The sequence below is a fragment of the Thermoanaerobacter kivui genome (genome assembly GCF_000763575.1).
GTDB lineage: Bacteria > Bacillota > Thermoanaerobacteria > Thermoanaerobacterales > Thermoanaerobacteraceae > Thermoanaerobacter > Thermoanaerobacter kivui.
In genome coordinates, this window is the sequence record NZ_CP009170.1 from 680,814 (window position 1) to 701,391 (window position 20,578).

The following is a 20,578-nucleotide window of genomic DNA, read 5'->3' on the forward strand; positions in this document are numbered from 1 at the left end:
TAGATAAGTTCTTGAAATAAAGGTACTATGAAAAGGAGTGTCTTTATTTTTTTGGTAACAGAAGAGCAGATAAAATCCTGCTCCCTATCTAAAGTTTACAAATTCTTCTATGAAATAATCAATCGCATTTAATCGGCTCTTTATATACAAACCAATTTTAGTCCTTTCACACAAATCGACTAATAAATGAAATAAATATTCATCTCTTACAAATATTTTCTTTGGTTTACCCATATTTAAAATATATGGAATTACCATATCAAAAACATATTGTACTTCATTATCTTCTGGAGAAAGAATATGTTGATCTATTATCATCCCTGATTTAGAATCAGCAAGAATACAAATTCTCCCTGCAATTGGTCTATCATATTCTTTATCTCTAATTATGGTATTCAAGTACGCTATATCAACTTCTATTTCGGCAGAAGTAGTTGGTTGCTTTGCCATTCTTGATAAAAGAAGCTCATCTTTTAATATAGGGATTAAATATTTTCTTTGGGGTAACAAAAGGGGAGCTGCTAAAGTAACCCATTGATTTTTTTGCTCATCGTATTTATGAACTAGAGTTTCTCCCTCTTCGAAGTTAACTACAATATTTTCTTCAATGTAATTTTTTAGTGCTTGTAATAAATGTCTCATTATTGCTGTCTGTTTTAATACTTCTTCTTTATTCAAAATATAAGGAGCATATCCTTTCTTGAAAGATCTAAAATAGATCCAGTTATTCCTACCTCTAAACTTCAATCCCAGGTCTTTTACAATTTGCAATTCTTCTTTAAACAACTCTTCTCTATCCCCAAAATAGCATATAATTACATTATCTTCTTGAAATCGCTGAATTTGCTGTGGTGGCATATCAGTAGTCTCAATAATTTTGTAAAAATTATCCAAAGCATCAAACCCAAAATAAAAACCTATACCGTAAAATTCTCCTCCTCTTCCCATTACACTACAATATACTGGTTCTTCATTTTCTGGCAAAATTAATGTTATTATATCTACATCCCAAAAATATTTCCAAGGATTTAATTCCTTTATTTTAACAGCTACCTCATACAATTCTTTCCACTCTTCTAATGTCGCTTTTTCTTTCATTACTATTTACACCCTTCCTTATAAAATTTTCTTATGTCTTTTACATTGTAAGGCTCTTCAACCTCTTAATTCTCTCTTCAATTGGTGGATGAGTTGCAAATAACTTTTCCGCTCTTCCGAAAGGATTTGATATAAACAAATGAGCTGTTGCGTCAGAGGTAACTCTCATGGGTCTAGTATAACTACCTATTTTTTCAAGAGCTGATGCAAGACCATAGGGATCTCTTACAATATAGGCACCAGTTGCATCTGCCAAATATTCTCTTTGTCTTGAAATTGCAGACCTTATAATTAATACAATAAGAGGAGCAATAATAGAAAAAATAAGCCCAATAATGAGGAGAATTATAGCTCCATTGTCATTTTTATCTCTTCTTCTGCTTTCTCCCATTCCCCACCACATACTTCTTAGCATTACATCCCTGAGTAAAATTATAAGTCCTGCAACAACTGCAACAACCGTCATCAAAAGTATATCTCTATTTCTGATGTGAGATATTTCATGAGCTATTACTCCTTGGAGCTCTTCTCTATTCATCATTTGAAGTAGACCGGTTGTGACACAAACAGAAGCATGCTTTGGGTCTTTGCCCGTAGCAAAAGCATTAGGTTGGGATTCTTCCATTATATAAACATTGGGCTTTGGTATACCTGCTGCGAGAGCAACTTCTTCCACAATATTATGAAGAACATAATATTCTTCCGGATGTGCCGGGATGGCTCCCACCGACGCAAGAGCTATTTTATCCGACTGTTCATACGCTATCCAATTATACAGCACAATAAAAATTGCTAAAAGAACTATTCCTGTAAGTCCCCAGTTGAAATACCATACAAAAAAATAACCTATAGCAAAAAGTATAAGAGAAAATGTGACTATAAATAGATAAGTTTTCCTTACATTTTCTGCTTGAAGTTCATATAGAGTTTTTCTAGACATTACACTCACACCCTCGTTAATCAAAACTGAACATTAATAGGTCCTCTTTCACCTTCATCAACAGGATAATATTCCTTGGGTGTTAATCTCATCATATTTGCAACAATAGAAGCAGGGATTCTCTGTTGTGCTGCATTGTACTGCATGACTATATCATTATAAAACTGTCTTGCAAAAGCAATTTTATTTTCTGTATTAGTTAATTCTTCTTGGAGTTTTAAAAAATTCTCATTTGCCTTTAATTCTGGATAATTTTCTGCAACAGCAAAAATTGTCTTAAGAGCTTGTGTAATCTGATTATTAGTATCTCCTACTTCTTTTACTGATTGAGCTCCCATTGCCTTAGCCCTTAATTCTCCTAAATTTTCAAAAATCTCTTTTTCATGAGCAGCATATCCTTTTACTGTATTCACAAGGTTAGGTATAAGGTCATATCTTCTCTTTAACTGTACATCTATTTGCGCCCAAGCATTTTCTACTCTGTTTTTCAAATTAATAAAACTATTGTAAGTCATAATAAACCACAAAACTATAACTGCTACGATACCTAAAATTATCCATATCATTTGATTTCCTCCTTCATATTCATTATAAATTTCTGACCTACCATATTTGCTCCTTTAATTTCTTACACTAAGTTTGACATTTTAATAGCTTTTATATTCTGTGTTTTCTTAAATCTTTCTTAGTTTCATTATATTATATATCTATTATACATGCAACAGAATATAACTTTGGTATCCGGCGTTCCAAAATGGGGTTAGATTACTTTTGTCAGAGTATGTCTATTTGTATTGGAATTTGCTTTATAAAATGGTAAAATTAAAATTAAGATGTAGAAAGGTAGGGTGATATTATATGAAAATTGGTGTTATAAGTGACACTCATGGAGATTATAGGTCATGGGAAAAGGCGTGGGATTTTTTAAAGGATTCGGATATTATTTTACATGCAGGGGATGTATTGTATCATGGACCGCGTAATCCAATTCCCGAAGGATATGACCCGAAAAAACTTGCTGATGCTGTAAATGCCTCTCCCGTTCCAATTTTGATTGCAGAAGGGAATTGTGATGCTTATGTTGACCAAATGATGCTTGATGTACCTATACAAACACCGTATGTCTTTGCTTTCATTGAGGGGAAAAGATTTATGATTCAACATGGCCATAATATTTCTGATGAAGATATACATAAGTTGGTTAAGAAGTATAAATTAGATTATTTTATAATTGGGCACACGCATATTCCTTTAATAAAAAAGATTGAAAATTGTGTGGTGATTAATCCTGGTTCTACATCTCTCAGCAAACGGGAAGATAAGATTAATTCGGTAGGATTTATTGAAGTTGAAAGTGGAAGTGTTCATATAATTGATTTGGAAAGCGGAAAAGATATTTTGTTTTTGGAATGATATGTAAGTTTAGAACTGCTTAGTAAGTATTTAAACCAAAAGCTTATTATAAACCAATTGCAGTTTAGTATTATGCATAAAGGTATAATAGATTCTGGTTTTAATGTGAATATGAAAATAGATCAGTCTATAGATAGAGATGGCAATGTTTTGGAGTATTGCAGGTTAAAGAATATTACGATACAAGCATGGTCACCGTTCCAATATGGATTTTTTGAAGGCACTTTTTTAGATAACGAAAAATTTAAAGAACTTAATGACAAAATTGACGAAATTGCTGCTAAAAAGGGTGTGCCAAGTATTGCTATACCTATTGCATGGATTTTAAGACATCCAGCAAAGATACAACCTATTGTTGGTACGACAAATCCTGCTCGATTGAAAGATATATGCAAAGCATCAGAGATTGAACTTACAAGAGAGGAATGGTATGAGTTATATAGAGCTGCAGGAAATAAATTACCATAAAGGCGAGTATTATTTTTGTGATAAAGAAAATAAAGTTTACAAAAAGGTACTAAGCAATTAGTACCTTTTTTGTAATGAATCTGGTTAGAGTGCTTTAGAGAATTTTTTGCTTCTCCTCGGGTATCACAGAGTATTGTGAATACTTAAAAGTGAAGTAAAGTGTGATATAATGGAATTAAGAAGGAAATGGCAGGACAATTGAAAAGATTGTAATATAGATGATAATATGCTTCTATTTGTTAATTGTAGGGGAATAATGAGAAGAAGGGAGTGACTCCCTATGGGGTAGAAGTTATACAGGGGTATACAGTTCTAAAAGATGGGATTAATCGATGGCGAATTCCCAAGTTTGGAAAAATGAGAGTGGATGCTGTAATATATGTGAATGATACGTTAAAAGAGCTTTTATATGAAGACCAGTCTTTAAGGCAGCTTGTCAATGCTGCTAGTCTTCCCGGAGTTGTGGAACCTGTTATAGGTATGCCGGATATCCATGAGGGGTTTGGGCTTCCTATAGGAGGAGTTATGGCAATAGAGGAGAAAGGGGTCATTTCAACTGGAGCAGTAGGGTATGATATTAATTGTGGCGTAAGGCTTTTGAAAACTAATCTTGAAGCAGCGTATTTTAATAAAGAGCTTTTATATAAGCTTATAGAACGGATCGAGTATTATGTTCCTACAGGCATAGGGAAAAAGGGAAAACACAAGGGTATTACACGGGTAATTTTTGATGATGTAGTGCACAGAGGGGTAGAAGCGGTTATTAAAGCTGGTTTTGGAAAAAAATCAGATCTGGAGTATATTGAAGAGGGAGGAAAGCTTGAAGGAGCTGATCTTTCTGCGGTATCAAAGGAAGCACAGGAAAGAGGCGAAGAACAACTTGGCACTTTAGGAGGAGGCAATCACTTCATAGAGATTCAGCGAGTTGATTCTATTTTGGATGAAAAATTGGCAAGACAATTTGGGCTTTTTAAAGGGCAAATTGTCGTTATGATTCACACGGGAAGCCGCGGATTTGGGCATCAGATTGCTACAGATTACACCAAAATCCTTTGGGAAGCGGCGAAAAAATACGGAATTGAGGTTCCTGAAAAGGGACTTGCTGCGGCTCCTATTGATTCGAAAGAGGGCAAAGCGTATTATAAAGCGATGGCAGCTGCAGTGAACTTTGCTTTTTCAAACAGGCAGATAATCATGTTTGATGTGATAAGGGCTTTTGAGGATGTTTTGAAAAAGTCTGAGGAGTCTATGGGGTTCCAACTTGTATATGACGTTGCTCACAATATTGCTAAATGGGAAGTACATGGCGGTAAGAGGCTTCTTGTCCACAGAAAAGGAGCCACAAGGGCTTTACCAGCAGGACATTCTCAGAATCCTTCTTTTTACAAAGAATCAGGACATCCTGCTCTTATTCCCGGTAGTATGGGTACAGGTTCTTATGTGGTGGTTGGCACAGAAAAAGCGGCAGAGACCTTTTATTCTGTAAATCACGGAGCAGGACGAAAGCTTTCACGAAATAAGGCTAAAAAAATCAGTAAAGAGGAATTTGAAAAGGCTATGGGGGATGTAGTATACAATGTTCGGTCTTATAAAGATATCGCTGATGAGTCGCCACTTGCTTACAAAGACGTAGAAGAGGTTGTGTCTGTTCTTGAGAAAAGAGAAATTACTATACCTGTTGCTCGATTTGTGCCTCTTGCAGTTGTAAAAGGCGCAGATTAATGGGTAAGTTTGCAAATACATCGCTTTATAAGGTATTGTTGTGGACTATAGGAATTATAGTGACGGTTTTAAATGTGATGCTTCTTATGAGCTTTGTTGGATGATTGATACTTTTTTAATTAAATATTAAAATTAAAATATAAAAATATAAATATTTTGTTTAAGAAAGTTTAATTGAAGTGATATAATGATACCAGAAAACTAGACAGACAAAAAGTCAAAAATAAGTTAGAATATAGTTATGAATAAGAGAAGAAATTTTACACCAGAACAAAAAGCAAAAATTGTATTAGATGTATTACGAGAAGAAAAAACGCTTAATGAAATTGCTGCTGAATATGAAATACATCCGAATATGATTAGTCGCTGGAAAGCAGAATTTGTCAATAATGCAGCAAAGGTATTTGCCAAAGAAACCGACGAGTTAGAAAAGGTCAAAAAATCATATGAAAAGGAGAAGGAGGAATTATTGAAACAAATAGGGCAGCTCTCTTATGAGAATGCCTGGCTTAAAAAAAAATCTGGCCAATTCTAAATCTCGTGAGGAACGCATGAAAATGATTGATAGGGGTGATAAAAAGCTTAGTATTAGCAGACAGGCTGAGCTCTTAAGCATTAATCGCACAAGTCTTTATTACAAGCCTGTGCCAATAAGCGATGAAGAGTACATGATTAAGCGTATCATTGATGAGGTCTATACAGCCCATCCCGAATATGGATATCGCAGAATGACAACTATACTAAGGAGGGATTATGGAATTCTTATCAACCGTAAAAGGACTCGCCGTTACATGCGGGAGATGGGCATACACGGATTTTGCCCTGGACCAAATCTTAGTAAGAGACTGCATAGCAAATACATCTATCCATACTTATTGAAAGGACTATACATTGATCATCCTAATCAAGTATGGTCAATAGATATAACATATTGTCGGATGAAACGAGGTTTTATGTACTTAGTAGCCATTATAGACTGGTATTCCAGGTATATTGTAGGATATGGGCTGTCTAATACACTTGAACATACATTCGTCATTGATACACTCAAAAAAGCCATAAAGCGGCATGGAGCACCAGAAATCATAAACAGTGATCAAGGTTCACAATTTACATGTGAAGACTATATAAACTTGCTGAAAGAAAATAAGATAAAAATATCTATGGATAGTAAAGGTAGAGCATTGGACAATCATCGTATAGAGCGATTTTTCAGGAGCTATAAGTGGGAGAAACTCTACCTGGAAGACTGTGAAACTGGGCATCAGCTAAGAAAAATAACACAAGAGTATATTGAATACTACAACAACAAGAGACCACACCAGTCATTAGGGAATAGAACACCTTCTGAATATTACTACGGAAAATCTAATATTCTTGTGCAAGCTGGTTAAATCTGCGGCATTTATAACATATTCCCTGTGGTGAGCTTTTCATTCCATGCCTTGATGCATCAGTGGTTGCTATGAAATGGTTATGCTTGACATAGCTGTATACATCTATTGTAATAAGACCATACACTCAAATAACTTCAGTTTATGTATCTAACTTACATTTTATATAAAACTATCAAAATAAAGGAGGTGCAAAAAATCTAACTTAGATTTTTAAAAAAATTGTCTTGACAGATGGGGGCATTATATGAAAGCTGAGGTGAGTGATAGTGAAATCAAATTTGAATGAAATACTCAATCTGATAGATAATTTATCATTTGCAGAGAAAAAAATCATTTATAAAAAAATGCAAAACGAGATAAACAGCAAATTGCTTGATATATTAGAAAAAACTAATGAAAGAGCCGAAAAATATCCCATATCATTAGAAGAAATAACTGAAGAAGTAGAGTATATTAGAGGGAAAAGATATGAAAAAAATTAAAGTAGTTATTGATACAAATATTTTTATTAGTGCTTTTCTAGGAAGTAAAAATGCAAAATTTTTAATGAAAGAAATTTTTAACGATGAATATATACTCATAATGTCAGCTGAACAATTGCTAGAAATAAAAGAAGTATTGAATCGACCTAAGTTTAAAAAGTATATTTCTAAGTCAGAAATTGATGCACTTATTGAATTGCTTTCTTTGAAAATAGTTGAGCCTGTTATATATCAAAAAATCACAGATTGTAGAGATGAAAAAGACAATATGATTCTTGAAGAAGCTGTATATGGAAATGCAGACTATATAATAACTGGTGATGATGATTTGCTTGTATTAAATCCTTATAGATGGATAAAGATTGTTGAACTAAGAAGTTTCTTAAAAGAAATGTATGATTTATAAAGTAGAGATATTTATTTAAGAGAAAATAAGAAAATGATGATAAATTATGAGAGGGGACCGGTGAGATACCCTTGATTTTTTTATTAAAAAATTGAGGTATACTAGTGTTTTGCAAAGTTTTGTTGGGTGATTGATATAAATGCTATAAAATGGTAGAATATATGTAAAGAATTTTGTGTGGTGAGGAAGATGAGTATCACTGATGAAGAAAAAAAGAAAATACGTGAAAATTGGCGGTTAAAGAGTGAAAAAGAGAAAGAAATGCTAGAAATACGAAAAAAGGATGCATTAGATAAAGCGTATAAGATTGCTAAATTTTTGAAAGAAAAATATAATGTGAGTAAAGTTGTCTTGTATGGATCACTGGCAAGGGGATTTGATTTTTGGGAATTTTCGGATATTGATATTTTTGTAGATGATTGGGATGATGATAAGTTTAACTACTGGACAATGTTTGTTGAGATAGAGAATATTGCAAGGCCTTATAAAGTGAGTATAGTTACACAACGAGATGCTACGGAGGCTTTGTTAAAGGAAATAGAGAAAGAGGGGAGGGAAATAGGGTAGTGGATGTGGGTAAGGTAAAAGTTATTTCAGCAAGACTCAAAATGGAACTTGAGAATATACAAAAATTGTATGATACTTTAAAGACGAAAGATATGTTTGACAAAAAAACTTTGAAACAAAAACTGACTGATGATTTTGTGTTAAGAGCTATTGGCTCTATTTTCCATGATTTTTATACTGCTGTTGAAAATATGTTTAAAATTGTTGCAAAAAATATAGATGGTTTTATGCCATCTGGAGCTGAATGGCATTTAGAATTACTTGAACAAATGTCTATGCCGATAGAAGGGGAAAGACCAGCTTTTATAAATACAGATACTAAATTATTGCTTAATGAATTTAGGGGATTTAGACATATTTTTAGAAATATTTATGGATTTAATCTTATGCCCGAACGAATAGCAAGATTGTTAGATATTTTTCCAGAAGCTGTGGATAATCTAAAAAAAGATGTTGGGAAATTTATCAATGATATGGAATCTATTATAAAAGAGGAGTGAGATTTATGCCAATTGTAAATTTAATTACAAAAGAAAAGATTGCACCAGAAAATAAGGAAGTTTTAAAGAAAGAATTTGCCGATGTGATGTATGAAGTTGCAGGAAAAAGTGAAAATTGGCTTATGGTAAGATTTACTGAAGAAGAGGATATATTTTTCCATGGACAACCTCTTGAAGAGGGTGGCATTGTAGAGATAAAGCTTGTTGGCAAACTTCAAAGGGGACAAAAGGAAGAAATATCAAAAAGGATTTGTGATGTTTTAAATAAGGTTTTGGGTTATAGAAAAGACAACATTTATATAGTTATCCAAGAGGTAGAAGGACAGAATTGGGGTTATAATGGAAGCACTTTTTAAAAATGGAATGCTTAAAGGTGAAAATGATGCGAAGATTTTTTAAATCCTTATTATTTCCATAAATTTGGGAAGTGATAAGGATTTTTGTTTCAAAAGGTCAAAAAATAAATTGAAATGATGGAGTATTAAGTTTACAATATATATGAAATATAAATGCAAGGTGAAGTGTTATGGAAGATAAACTTGATTTGAATGTGATAAAACCGATTGAAGAGGTAAAGTATTTGTCTGCGGAAAATGCTTCGCGATATCGCCTCATCATGAGGTATTTTTATGAACAGTACCAGAAATTTAAATATTGGCTGTACAAAGAGGATGTATATGAATATGTAAGTCAATTTGATGTGTTTTCCGACTATACAATGGAAAAATGTGAGCAGGACTTAAAAGCACTTACTGAATGGAAAAACCTTATTGCGACACAAGATACCAGTAAAGCTTCTACGATTGACGAATTTAAAAACAAAAAATTCAGGTATCAGCTGAGTCCATATTCTATTGAGATAGAAAGAATGACCATAAGGCTGGAAAGCATCGTTGGTTATGGTGGGTCACTACAGCCGTCTTTATTTGAAAGGATTTACCGCAATTTAATAAAGATAAATGAAATGGCTAAAAAAGAGGATTTACAGGAAATAAACAGGTGGTGGGAAGACCTCAATACCGACTTTGAAAATATATATCACAATGCGACAGATTACATTGCAAGTCTTCAAAGCTCTAACGCTGATGAACTTATGAAGTCAGAGCAGTTTATAATTTACAAAGACAAACTTATAGAATATTTAAGAGATTTTATAAAAGACCTTCAGAGGTTTTCTGTTGCCATAGAGAGCTTTTTGAAAAAGGTGAGTCCGCAGATTGTCAATTCCGTTGTAGATAAGTTATGCCAATATGAAATGAGTATCCCAAGAATTGACAGGGTTTTAAATGAAGAGGAAGTAAAAGAAGATTTGATGGATAAGTGGAATAACATATCTTTTTGGTTTACAGGTCATAATTTTGAAGACAGCGAGGCAGTAAGGCTTCTTAATATATCAAATGAAATAATCAGAAAAATAACAATGTATGCGGCGAGAATAGCTGAAAACAGAATGAAAGCTGCCAGCAGAAAGAATGAATATATTGCTCTTTCTAAAATGTTTGCAAAAGCAGGTAGTATAAAAGAAGCACACCTTTTGTCTGCGGCGGTTTTCGGTTGCTTTTACACAAGGCACATAAAAGGTGATTTTGAAAGAAAGACAGAAAGTGTAAACCAGAGCGTGTGGGAAGAACCGCCCTTTAAAGTGATTATAAAGCCAAAAACAAGGAGCTACAGTAATTATGTTAAGACAAATGCGATTATTGATAAAAGTGCTGACAAGACGGAGATGCTGATGGACTATCTCAATCAGAAAAATATAGAAGATGAAATAATAGCAAGTTGCATTGTTGGCAATAGAATAAGGATAAAGGATTTACCTGTTGTAAAACCTTTTGTGAGGGCAACGATACTTAAATGGATAGGAAAAGCGATGGCAAGAAATAGTTTTACAGGAAAGACAGAAGATGGAAGAACATACAGGCTTCATATGCCAAAGAATGGTGAGAGGGCAATACTAAAATGCACAGATGGTAATCTTGATATGCCTGATATTGTAATTGAGTTTGTTGATTGAAGGTGAAAAAATGGAAGAACTTCAGATGCTTCTTGAAAATTTTTGGATACTGAGAGAGGATAGAGAAAATTTCAACAAAATAAGAGATGCGGAGAATAAAATAAAACCTTTTGTTGAAGAAAAATTAGGATATAGATTGATTATAAACCCATATATTATTAAGTTAGAAAAAGTGCCGTCAGATGTTGAAGAGTGGATGAGGATAGATGCATTTCAAACGCCTATGGATTATGCATTTTTGTGTTTGCTCTTAGCTTTTTTGGAGGATAAAGGACCAGAAGACCAGTTTGTGTTGTCTAATATAACGGAATACATAGAGGCACAGTATGATGGACCTGATAAAGTAGATTGGACGCTTTTTCAGCACAGAAAGTCACTTGTGCGGGTGCTCAATTTTGCTGTAGATATTGGCATAATTAAAATAGATGATGGTGACCATGAGAGGTTTTCAGAAAGTGAAGATACTGAAGTTCTTTACGAAAACACAGGTATTTCAAGGTATTTTTTGAGGTCTTTTAACAGAGAAATTACAGAAGACATGAAGATTGAGGATTTTTTGCAGGAGGATTTAAATCTTTCAAACCCCAAAGATGCGGTTATACAGAGAAGACACAGGGTGTACCGAAAACTTATTCTTTCACCTTCTGTGTATAGTGAAGGACCTGATGACCAAGACTTCATGTATATAAAAAATTACAGAAATACTATAGCGAAAGATTTAGAGGAGTATCTTGATGCAAAACTTCACCTCCACAAAACTTCTGCTTTTGTCCTCTTTAATGACAACAAATATTTAAAGTCCTATTTTCCCGACAAAAACAAAAACATATCTGATATAATGCTGCAGGTAAATAAAATTATAAGAGAAATGATTGAAGATGGAAAACTCGCCTATAATCCTGATGATACTATAGATATAACTGAAGCAGAATTTATAAATATTATTTTGAAAGTAAAGGAAAGATTTAGTGATGGTTGGTATAAGTCTTACAGGGAGATGAGTGAAAAGCAGCTTATAGAAGAGGTCATTGAAAACATGGAAAGCTTTAAAATGATAAAAAGAGTTGAGGAATTGCATTCTATTAAAATATTGCCTATGGCGGCAAAGTTAATTGGGGAATATCCTCCAGATTTTGAAAAAGGAGAAGGTGCAGATGAGTGAAAAATTAGCTGAAAGATGGATGATTAACAGGATTGGGCTTCTTAATTTTTGGTATTATGATGATGAAATATTTGAGTTTGCAGATGGAAGGCTTCTTTTAAGAGGTGCTAATGGTTCTGGAAAGTCAGTGACAATGCAGAGTTTCATACCTTTAGTATTAGATGGCAACAAAAGTCCTGAAAGACTCGATCCCTTTGGCTCAAAGGCGAGAAAGCTTGAGGACTATCTTCTTGGGGAAGAAGAGGTAAGTGGGCTTGATGAAAGAACTGGCTATCTTTTCATGGAATTTAAAAAAGAGAAAAAAGACAGCTACATTACAATAGGCATGGGACTAAAGGCGAAAAGGCATCAAAATATGGACTTTTGGGGCTTTGTAATACTTGACGGCAGGCGTATAGGTATCGACTTCTTTTTATACAAAATGGAAATAGGCGATGACGGCAAAAGAGTAAAAGTCCCACTTACCAAAAAAGAACTTAAGAATAGAATAGGTGAAGGCGGAGAAGTAGTTGAAAGCCAAAAAGAGTACATGGAAATGGTCAATAAATACATTTTTGGCTTTAGTTCTATTGAGGAATACGACGAGCTCATAAAACTGCTGATACAGCTTAGAAGTCCAAAGCTTTCCAAAGACTTCAGGCCTACTGTGATATATGAAATTATGAAGGCTTCACTGCCTTCACTCACAGATGATGATTTGAGGCCCCTTTCAGAAACTATAGAAAACATGGACCAGATTAAGATGCACCTTGATGTTCTTTACAGGAATATGGCTGCAGTAAAAAAGCTTAAAAACGAGTACGACAACTACAACAAATACATTCTTTATGAAAAGGCTGGGGATTTAGTAAAGGCATACAGCGATTTATACGCATCAAAAAAAGAATACGATAATTTAACTAAAGATATTGAAAATTACAGAAGTACAATAGCAAACTTAGGAAATGACATCATTTCTCTTGAAAGTGAAAGAGAAGCTTTAAAGAAAAAGGAAGAACAGCTTTCAAGTGGTGATGCTAAAAGAACCCAAAAGGAATTATTAGAAGAAGAGGATCGATATAAGCAGTATTTGGAGGATAAGTCTAAAAAAGAAGAAGAACTCCGGAATAAACAAGATAAATATTATGGTTTAGAAAGAAAGATAAAAAACACTGAGGAACAAAAATACAAACTGGATAAAGAACTACAGGATAAATTAGAGGATATATCTTCAATTGCCCAGGATATAGATTTCATGGAACATGAGTTTTCTGTAAGTGAACTTAAAAAAGTGTATGGAAAAGAATTTGATTTTACTTATTGGAAAAATGAATTAAAAAAGCATAAAGATAAAATAAAGCGTGCCATCAATGCATTGAGAGAAGAAATAGAAGCAAATAAAAGGTATGATGCCGCACTTAAAGAGCAGGAAAGGCTTAAAAAAGAAAGAGAAGACAGGGCTAAAAAGCTTAATGAGGCAGAAAGGCTTTTTGACGAACAAAAAAGAGAATACGTTGAAAGAGTTTATAGTTGGTCACAGGGCAATGCAGAGCTTAAGCTTTTAAGTAGCCAATTGGAAGGCTTAAGCCGTGTCATACTGGTGTATGGAGAGGATAAAGGATTTGACGATATTTTGGCTTTTGTGAGAAAACCCTATGAGGAAATACTAAATGGAATTCAGCAAGAAATTTTAAGATTAGAAAATCAAAGAGAGATAAAAGAAAATCAGCTTCATGAGGAAGAAAAGTTATTGGAGGAATGGAAAAACAAAAAAGACCCTGAGCCTGAAAGAGATGAACAAGTCATAAACAACAGAAAAAGGCTTAAAGAAGCTGGAATTCCTTACATTCCTCTTTACATGGCGATTGATTTTAAAGAGGATGTGGATGAAGATACAAGAGGAAATATAGAAGCTGCGATAGAAGACATGGGGCTTTTGGACGCTCTTATCGTGCCAAAGGAATATTTTGAAAAAGCTCTTCAAATGGACAGCAATATGGCGGATAAATATGTTATGCCTGGAAGCTTTAATATGATGCTAAATGTATCTCAATATTTTAAAGTAGTTGACAATGAAGAAGGAGTTTCACCAGAAGATATTTCAGATGCTTTAAGCAATATATTTGTATCAGAAGAAGGCGGGACAACCTATATCGATTCAAATGGCGCATATGGAATAGGAGTAATAAAAGGGAAAGCACGGGATAAAGTTAGATCAAAGTACATCGGGAGTGAGTCTAGAAAGCGCTACAGAGAAGAGCTTATTAAATCTATACAAGAAGAAATACAGGCTATAAAAACTGAAATATCTGCAATCGATGAGGAAATAAATGCAAAAAAATTAAGGATACAGAGGCTGGATTACGAATATTCGGCATTTCCCGGGAAAGAAGACATTGAAGAAGCGTATAGATATTTAAAAACGGCAAAGGCTGATTACGAATACACCTCTCATAAACTGGATGAACAGCTTTTCACAGTTAAAAACTGTTTTGAGGACCTTCAGAAAAAGAAAGCTGTTGTAAGAGAATTGACATCTGGCATAAACATACATCCAGATATTGATACCTATTCTTCTGCCTATGAGTATGCGGAAGAATACGCTTCAGGGCTTAATGAAGTAGAAATACTATACAATAAATATGTTTTGCAAATTTCAAACGAAGAAATGTTATTGCAGCAAAAACAAGATTTAGAATACGATATTGATAACTTAAAGTACGAAATAGACGTACTGGAAAACAAAATACAGAGTTCTGTTAAGAAAATTGAGATGCTAAAAGAGACATTAAAAGAACTTGGACTTGAAGAAATTGAAAAAGAACTGGAGATTTGCCTAAAAAGGCTGGAGGAAATACCTAAAGAGATTACAAATAAATCAGCCGAAAAAGCAAAACTTGAGGAGAGGCTACAGAGAAGCTTAAAAGACCTTTTAAACATTGAAGAAGAGATTAATCTTAAAGAGAAAATTTACAATATTGTTGAAGAGGGTTTAAAAAAGGAATTAGCACTTGGCTTTGTCAAGCAAGACGTTGAAATGGAGGATATGTTAAAATTAAGTAAAAGCATTCTTTCTGAATACAAAGGCTTTTTTGACAAAGCGGGCTTTGACAGAGAAAAGTTTACAGAGAGACTTCAAAATGTGTATTTTGAAACTCGCAACGAACTTTTGGAATATGGGCTTTCAATTGGCAATATCTTTGACGAAGCTTGTGAGGGAGACAATGAAAGAATAAAAGAGGCAAAGAATAAGCAGAGAAGGCTCAATATTACGGCAAATATAAATGGTAAAATTGTGTCTTTATATACGCTTTATTCTAATATTGAAGAAGATATAATGGCGAATGAAAGCCTTTTAAGAGAGACTGATAAGATTCTTTTTGAAGAGATTATAATGCACAATGTGGGAATTAAGATAAGAGCAAAGATTTTTAAAGCAGAAGAATGGGTAAAGAAAATGAACAAACTCATGTCTGAAAGGGATACTTCCAGCGGACTTAAGTTCTCTATTGAGTGGAGAAGCATTCCTGCTTCTAATGAAGAAGAACTTGATACAAAGGAACTTGTGGATATTTTAAAATCTGATGCTGATATGCTGAAAAAGGAAGTCTTCGATAAAGTTGTAAATCATTTTAGGTCAAAAGTAGAAAGAGCCAGGAGGGCAATGGAGGAAAAAAACAATACAGAAACTTTTCACAAGATTATGAAAGAAATATTAGATTACAGAGATTGGTTTGAGTTTAAGCTTTACTACAGAAAAGAAGGGGAAAGCCGCAAGGAGCTTACTGATAATGCTTTTAATAAATTGAGCGGCGGAGAAAAAGCGATGGCCATGTATATACCTTTATTTTCCGCGGTTTATTCAAGATATGAGGGAGCATTGCCGACTGCACCTCGCATGATATCTCTAGATGAAGCATTTGCAGGAGTTGATGACACAAACATAAGGGATATGTTTAAACTGATTGAGGATTTAAGATTTAATTATATAATGAATTCGCAGGTTTTGTGGGGAGATTATGACACTGTCCCCAAGCTTTCAATTTATGAACTTATAAGGCCAAAAAATGCAAAGGCTGTATTGGTCATGAAGTATTTGTGGGATGGAAAAGTAAAGCACCTTATACTTCCTGAGAAAGAGGAGGTTGCTGCTCTTGAGGTGGGTGCTATAAATGAATAAAGAAGAACTTAGATATTTTAAAGAAAAAAAGGGATACAAGAGGATTTTTGAAGGTATACGGGAAAAGTATAGAAGTTTAGGACGTCTTGGAGGCGTTGTAAAGCTTGATAATCTTACGGAAGATGAAAAAGAAGTACTTACAAACCATTTTAAAAAAGACTATAGGACAAAAAAATCTGCATCCATTGATGTGGCAAAGCTTGAAGAGTCGCTAAAAAATACGCGATTTGAGGAGTATACGCTAAAAGATATACTGGAATACTATTTTGGCGAAAAACTCACCAGCAAAAAAGAGGATATGGAAATATTGGCAAAAGAAAGAGAAGAGTTCTTTAAAGAGCTCTTCTCTAAATACCAGGAATGTAAGTGCATTGATTGGCTAAAAAGTTTGTATCAAGGAACCGCTGTAGGGGTAAGGGCAGTAAATCAGAGGTATTTAAATGATAAGGACGGATTAAAAAAAGATATAATGTGCGTATGCGATGCCATAAACAATTTGCCTGTTTATAAAGGGGAAAAGAAAAGACTGCCGGTGTTTTCTTCCCAGATTGCACGGAATCCTCACTATTTTGATTCAAATACAGAAGCTGGAAATATGTTTATAAACGCTTTATGCACTTTAATGGGGCTTAATGAAGCAAAAGGAAGTGAAGAAATATCAGAACTTTATTACAACGTTGGTATTTTGATAGATGAAATATCCAATTATGTCACACTCTCAGGACTTTTGGCATATGAGGGCGATATGGAAAATCAAGTATTTAAGGCTGCTTATGAAAGCAATCAAGTCTTGCAAGTTCCTCTTTTAAATTTGAGCAAAATTGAAAGGGTCATAAGCCCTTCTAAGAAAGTGTATGTTGTAGAGAATCCTTCAGTTTTTACATCTTTAATAGATGCTACAAGCAAAGTATTTCCTCTTGTATGCACATATGGCCAGCCAAAACTTTCTTCTCTCCTGCTTTTAGATATGCTTTATAAAGAAGGGACAGAGATATATTACTCGGGAGATTTTGACCCAGAGGGGCTTATGATAGCAGATAGATTGTACAAAAGGTATAAAGATAAATTTCACTTTTTAAGGTACGGCCTAGAGGATTATTTAAAATCTCTTTCAAATGAGGTCATAAATGATGTAAGGCTTAGTAAGCTAAATAAGATTGAATCACCTTTACTTTTTGATGTGGCAAATGAGATGAAAATAATAAAAAAAGCAGGGTATCAGGAGCTTATAATAGATGATATTATAAATGATATAAAATTGATTGAAGAAGGTAAGGGGGAGTGGTAAAATTAAGATAATAAGTATGCCTTCTTAAAGAGGTGTCTGTAGTGGTTCAGAGAGATTTAAAAGAAGTGGAAGAAATATTTAAGAGAAATTTGCAATATTTAAAGGGTAAATATGACATAAAGTTGATATATGTTTTTGGCTCATATAGTAAAGGCACTAATACAAAAAATAGTGACCTTGATATTGCGGTACTTTTAGGGAATGGATATGATCCTATGGACAAACTTGCTTTAATTGGCGATTTGGTTTCAATATTTAAACGAGATGATATAGATTTGGTAGTATTAAATTCTGCAAATCCAGTGTTAAGGCATCAAGTAATAAAGCACGGCAAACTTATTTTTGAAGAAAATGAAGATGTAAAGGTGGAATTTGAGGTTAAAACTCTAAGAGAATATATGGACATGGAATATTTTAGAAAAGTGCAGATGGATGTTATTAAAGAATGGGTAAAAAGTGTTGTAGGTGATAATAGTGACTAAAAGTATAATAGAAACAATAAATTCTAAAATAGGTAAGTTACAAAAAAATTTAATATTGTTAAAAAAAGTATCGCAAGAAGTAACTAAAGAAAATATAAAAGAGGATATGCTCAAATATTGGGGAATAGAAAGAGGAATTCAAATATCTATAGAATGTGTTATTGATATAGCAAATATAATTATTTCTTCTCTTGGTTTAGAAAAACCCGATACCTATAGAGAAACGGTTTTATTATTAGGTAAATCAAACATTTTGCCGGAAAATTTTGCCCAAAATATTTCTAACATGGTTTCTTTTAGAAATATACTTGTACATGATTATATGAAAATTGATGAGAAGGTGATTGTTGACATATTAAAGAACCATTTGGATGATTTTGTTAAATATATACATTATATAAATAAATGGATCGAAGAAAATTATTATTCCTAATATGAAAGGAGACGTTATTGTGAAAATAAGTTTTTTGGGAGCTGCTAAAGAGGTTACAGGCTCATGCTATTTAGTTGAGACGGAAAAGACTAAGTTTCTTGTTGACTGCGGAATGTTTCAGGGGGGAGAAGTTGAAGACGAACTAAACTATCAAGAATTTATTTTTGATGTAAATGATATCGATTTTGTGCTTTTAACTCATGCACATATAGACCACAGCGGAAGAATTCCTCTTTTGTACAAGAGGGGATACAGAAAAAGGATTTACGCTACAAAAGCTACCGTGGATTTATGCAGATATATGCTTCCAGACAGTGGGCATATACAAGAGATGGAAAGTGAATGGAAAAATAGAAAAAGAAAAAGGGCAGGCAAGCCTTTGAGAGAACCTCTTTATACTGCTGATGAGGCGAAAGATTCTTTAAGCATTTTCTATGGAGTAGATTATGAAGAAATAATTGAACCAGCGCAAGATGTGAGAGTTCGATTTAATGATGCAGGACATATGCTTGGCTCATCTATAATCGAAGTTTGGGTAAATGAAAAAGGTAAAGAGACTAAAATTGTGTTTTCAGGGGATTTGGGAAATAAAAAAATTCCTCTTTTAAAAGAAGTTACACCGATTAAGAGTGCGGATTATGTTTTGTGTGAGTCCACATATGGCAATAGGCTTCATGAAGATATTGGAGATAGGGCAAAAAAACTCATGGAAATTATCATAAAAACCGTAAAGAGAGGCGGAAATGTCATAATACCTTCTTTTGCCGTCGGAAGGACTCAAGAACTTTTATATGAATTACATAAAAACAGAGAATTGTACAAAGACGAAATAGAGTTTTTAAACAACGTACCTGTTTATGTAGATAGTCCACTTGCAACTTCTATAACAAATGTATTTACTAAACATCCTGAATATTGGGACAGTGAAGCTCAAGAATACATTAAAAGAGGAGATTTACCCCTTGACTTTCCCAATTTGCACTTTACTCACAGTGTAGAAGAATCAAAAGCACTAAATGAAATTAAAACACCTGTAATAATCATATCAGCCAGTGGGATGTGTGAAGCAGGGCGTATTAAGCATCATTTAAAACATAATTTGTGGAGGCCTGAATGCACAATATTGTTTGTGGGATATCAAGCGAAGGGAACTTTAGGGCGAAAACTTTTAGAAGGAGAAAAAAACGTCAAAATATTTGGTGAGGATATTAGCGTAAAAGCCGAGATAGAGTACATTGAAAGCTTTTCTGGACACGCAGACCAAAAGGGTATATTAGATTGGCTTTCTCAATTTACGGATAAGCCAAGGAAAATATTCATTGTACACGGGGAAGATGAAGCACAGGAAGAGCTGGCAGATAAGATAGAAAATCAACTTGGCATAGAGACTTTGATACCCTCGCGATATGATACATATAATTTTGAAGAAGATAAACTTTTTACTGCAGAAGCTGAAGATAAAGTTAAGCTGAGCGTTGAACTTACTAACAAGATCGAAGAAATGAAATTAAGAAGTGACAAAGCATTGAATAAACTTCAAGAGTTAATAAACAGTAAAGATATAACAAAAGATTTAAGTCCTATTGTAAGTGAGTTAAACAATATAAATGAAAGTTTAATGAAATTGTATAGAGAACTTTTAGATTAGAATGCATTATGCATTCTTTAGACTGTAGACAAACCTCTTTTTTTCATATAGAGGAGGCATTTTGCATAGGTGAAGCGACTTGTTACAAAGCGGCAACTAAACTTAGCGAGACCAAGGAACGGAGGCAGGGCCGAAGCCAAGGACGGCGGAGGCGGGCACCTGAGGCATGGACGCCACCTGACGTAGGAACCCTGCCGGAGTCCGATGTCGAGCTTATGTTTAGTCGCTTTGTAACTCTGGAGCGAACAATGCAAAATGCCTTCTTAAGAGAAGATAATTTTGTCAACAAACTGAAGAATGCGTTATGCATTCTTTTTTTGTATCTATAATGTTATGATTGATTTGTTTCGATTTAATAGGTACAATTGATATTAAGATATATAAAATACCGATACAATT

General features: G+C 33.8%; 18 protein-coding genes and 1 pseudogene. 16 read left to right on the forward strand and 3 right to left on the reverse strand.

What is annotated here, in order from left to right; all coding sequences use genetic code 11:
- Positions 1 to 84 precede the first annotated feature (84 nt).
- From TKV_RS03355 to TKV_RS03365, 3 genes are read right to left on the reverse strand one after another with little or no spacing between them, the layout of a single operon-like run.
- A complete protein-coding gene (locus TKV_RS03355; RefSeq protein ID WP_049684747.1) occupies positions 85 to 1,098 on the reverse strand; it encodes a DUF7309 domain-containing protein in 1,014 nt (337 codons plus the stop codon).
- A 40-nt stretch (positions 1,099 to 1,138) separates the two neighbouring features.
- Complete coding sequence (gene htpX / locus TKV_RS03360; RefSeq protein WP_049684748.1) at positions 1,139 to 2,038, reverse strand: zinc metalloprotease HtpX; 900 nt, start codon at positions 2,036 to 2,038, stop codon at positions 1,139 to 1,141.
- A gap of 20 nt (positions 2,039 to 2,058) precedes the next feature.
- Positions 2,059 to 2,604, reverse strand: coding sequence for a LemA family protein (locus tag TKV_RS03365; protein WP_049684749.1), 546 nt, complete (start codon positions 2,602 to 2,604; stop codon positions 2,059 to 2,061).
- 292 nt (positions 2,605 to 2,896) lie between these two features.
- Between TKV_RS03365 and yfcE the strand changes: the two genes are divergently transcribed.
- The 16 genes and pseudogenes from yfcE to TKV_RS03450 all read left to right on the forward strand — a co-directional run bounded on the left by yfcE (position 2,897) and on the right by TKV_RS03450 (position 20,179).
- Entirely contained in the window at positions 2,897 to 3,451 is a 555-nt protein-coding gene (gene yfcE, locus TKV_RS03370) for a phosphodiesterase (RefSeq protein WP_049684750.1), read from the forward strand.
- A gap of 3 nt (positions 3,452 to 3,454) precedes the next feature.
- Positions 3,455 to 3,919: pseudogene (locus TKV_RS03375) on the forward strand (aldo/keto reductase); the annotation flags it as partial.
- 270 nt (positions 3,920 to 4,189) lie between these two features.
- Positions 4,190 to 5,641 carry an RtcB family protein gene (locus tag TKV_RS03380; RefSeq protein ID WP_173402322.1) on the forward strand — a complete coding sequence of 484 codons (1,452 nt, stop codon included), beginning with the start codon at positions 4,190 to 4,192 and terminating at the stop codon, positions 5,639 to 5,641.
- Positions 5,642 to 5,882: 241 nt separating this feature from the next.
- A protein-coding gene (locus tag TKV_RS03390) for an IS3 family transposase (RefSeq protein ID WP_394213803.1) occupies positions 5,883 to 7,035 on the forward strand; the annotation gives its coding sequence in 2 pieces (ribosomal slippage) (positions 5,883 to 6,154 and positions 6,153 to 7,035; 1,155 coding nt in all).
- Positions 7,036 to 7,304: 269 nt separating this feature from the next.
- The gene (locus TKV_RS03395; RefSeq protein ID WP_003871019.1) at positions 7,305 to 7,520 is read left to right on the forward strand and encodes a hypothetical protein; all 216 of its coding nucleotides are present in this window, start codon (positions 7,305 to 7,307) and stop codon (positions 7,518 to 7,520) included.
- The gene (locus tag TKV_RS03400; protein WP_049684752.1) at positions 7,507 to 7,926 is read left to right on the forward strand and encodes a putative toxin-antitoxin system toxin component, PIN family; all 420 of its coding nucleotides are present in this window, start codon (positions 7,507 to 7,509) and stop codon (positions 7,924 to 7,926) included. The genes TKV_RS03395 and TKV_RS03400 overlap by 14 nt, the downstream gene beginning before the upstream one ends.
- A 189-nt stretch (positions 7,927 to 8,115) precedes the next feature.
- Entirely contained in the window at positions 8,116 to 8,493 is a 378-nt protein-coding gene (locus TKV_RS03405) for a nucleotidyltransferase family protein (RefSeq protein WP_004397258.1), read from the forward strand.
- Positions 8,493 to 8,993, forward strand: coding sequence for a ribonuclease toxin HepT-like protein (locus tag TKV_RS03410; RefSeq protein WP_012269516.1), 501 nt, complete (start codon positions 8,493 to 8,495; stop codon positions 8,991 to 8,993). Before TKV_RS03405 ends, TKV_RS03410 begins: the two co-directional genes overlap by 1 nt.
- A 5-nt stretch (positions 8,994 to 8,998) precedes the next feature.
- Entirely contained in the window at positions 8,999 to 9,349 is a 351-nt protein-coding gene (locus TKV_RS03415; RefSeq protein WP_049684753.1) for a phenylpyruvate tautomerase MIF-related protein, read from the forward strand.
- A gap of 170 nt (positions 9,350 to 9,519) precedes the next feature.
- Complete coding sequence (locus tag TKV_RS03420; RefSeq protein WP_049684754.1) at positions 9,520 to 11,007, forward strand: TIGR02677 family protein; 1,488 nt, start codon at positions 9,520 to 9,522, stop codon at positions 11,005 to 11,007.
- 10 nt (positions 11,008 to 11,017) lie between these two features.
- A complete protein-coding gene (locus tag TKV_RS03425) occupies positions 11,018 to 12,169 on the forward strand; it encodes a TIGR02678 family protein (RefSeq protein ID WP_049686196.1) in 1,152 nt (383 codons plus the stop codon).
- Complete coding sequence (locus TKV_RS03430) at positions 12,162 to 16,328, forward strand: TIGR02680 family protein (protein ID WP_049684755.1); 4,167 nt, start codon at positions 12,162 to 12,164, stop codon at positions 16,326 to 16,328. The genes TKV_RS03425 and TKV_RS03430 overlap by 8 nt, the downstream gene beginning before the upstream one ends.
- Positions 16,321 to 17,616: a TIGR02679 family protein gene (locus tag TKV_RS03435; RefSeq protein WP_049684756.1), complete on the forward strand. Its 1,296-nt coding sequence runs from the start codon at positions 16,321 to 16,323 to the stop codon at positions 17,614 to 17,616. Before TKV_RS03430 ends, TKV_RS03435 begins: the two co-directional genes overlap by 8 nt.
- Before the next feature lie 41 nt (positions 17,617 to 17,657).
- Positions 17,658 to 18,098: a type VII toxin-antitoxin system MntA family adenylyltransferase antitoxin gene (gene mntA / locus TKV_RS03440; RefSeq protein WP_003871029.1), complete on the forward strand. Its 441-nt coding sequence runs from the start codon at positions 17,658 to 17,660 to the stop codon at positions 18,096 to 18,098.
- The gene (hepT, locus tag TKV_RS03445) at positions 18,082 to 18,531 is read left to right on the forward strand and encodes a type VII toxin-antitoxin system HepT family RNase toxin (RefSeq protein WP_236617322.1); all 450 of its coding nucleotides are present in this window, start codon (positions 18,082 to 18,084) and stop codon (positions 18,529 to 18,531) included. Before mntA ends, hepT begins: the two co-directional genes overlap by 17 nt.
- 19 nt (positions 18,532 to 18,550) lie before the next feature.
- A complete protein-coding gene (locus TKV_RS03450; protein ID WP_049684758.1) occupies positions 18,551 to 20,179 on the forward strand; it encodes an MBL fold metallo-hydrolase RNA specificity domain-containing protein in 1,629 nt (542 codons plus the stop codon).
- The last annotated feature ends 399 nt before the right edge of the window (positions 20,180 to 20,578 follow it).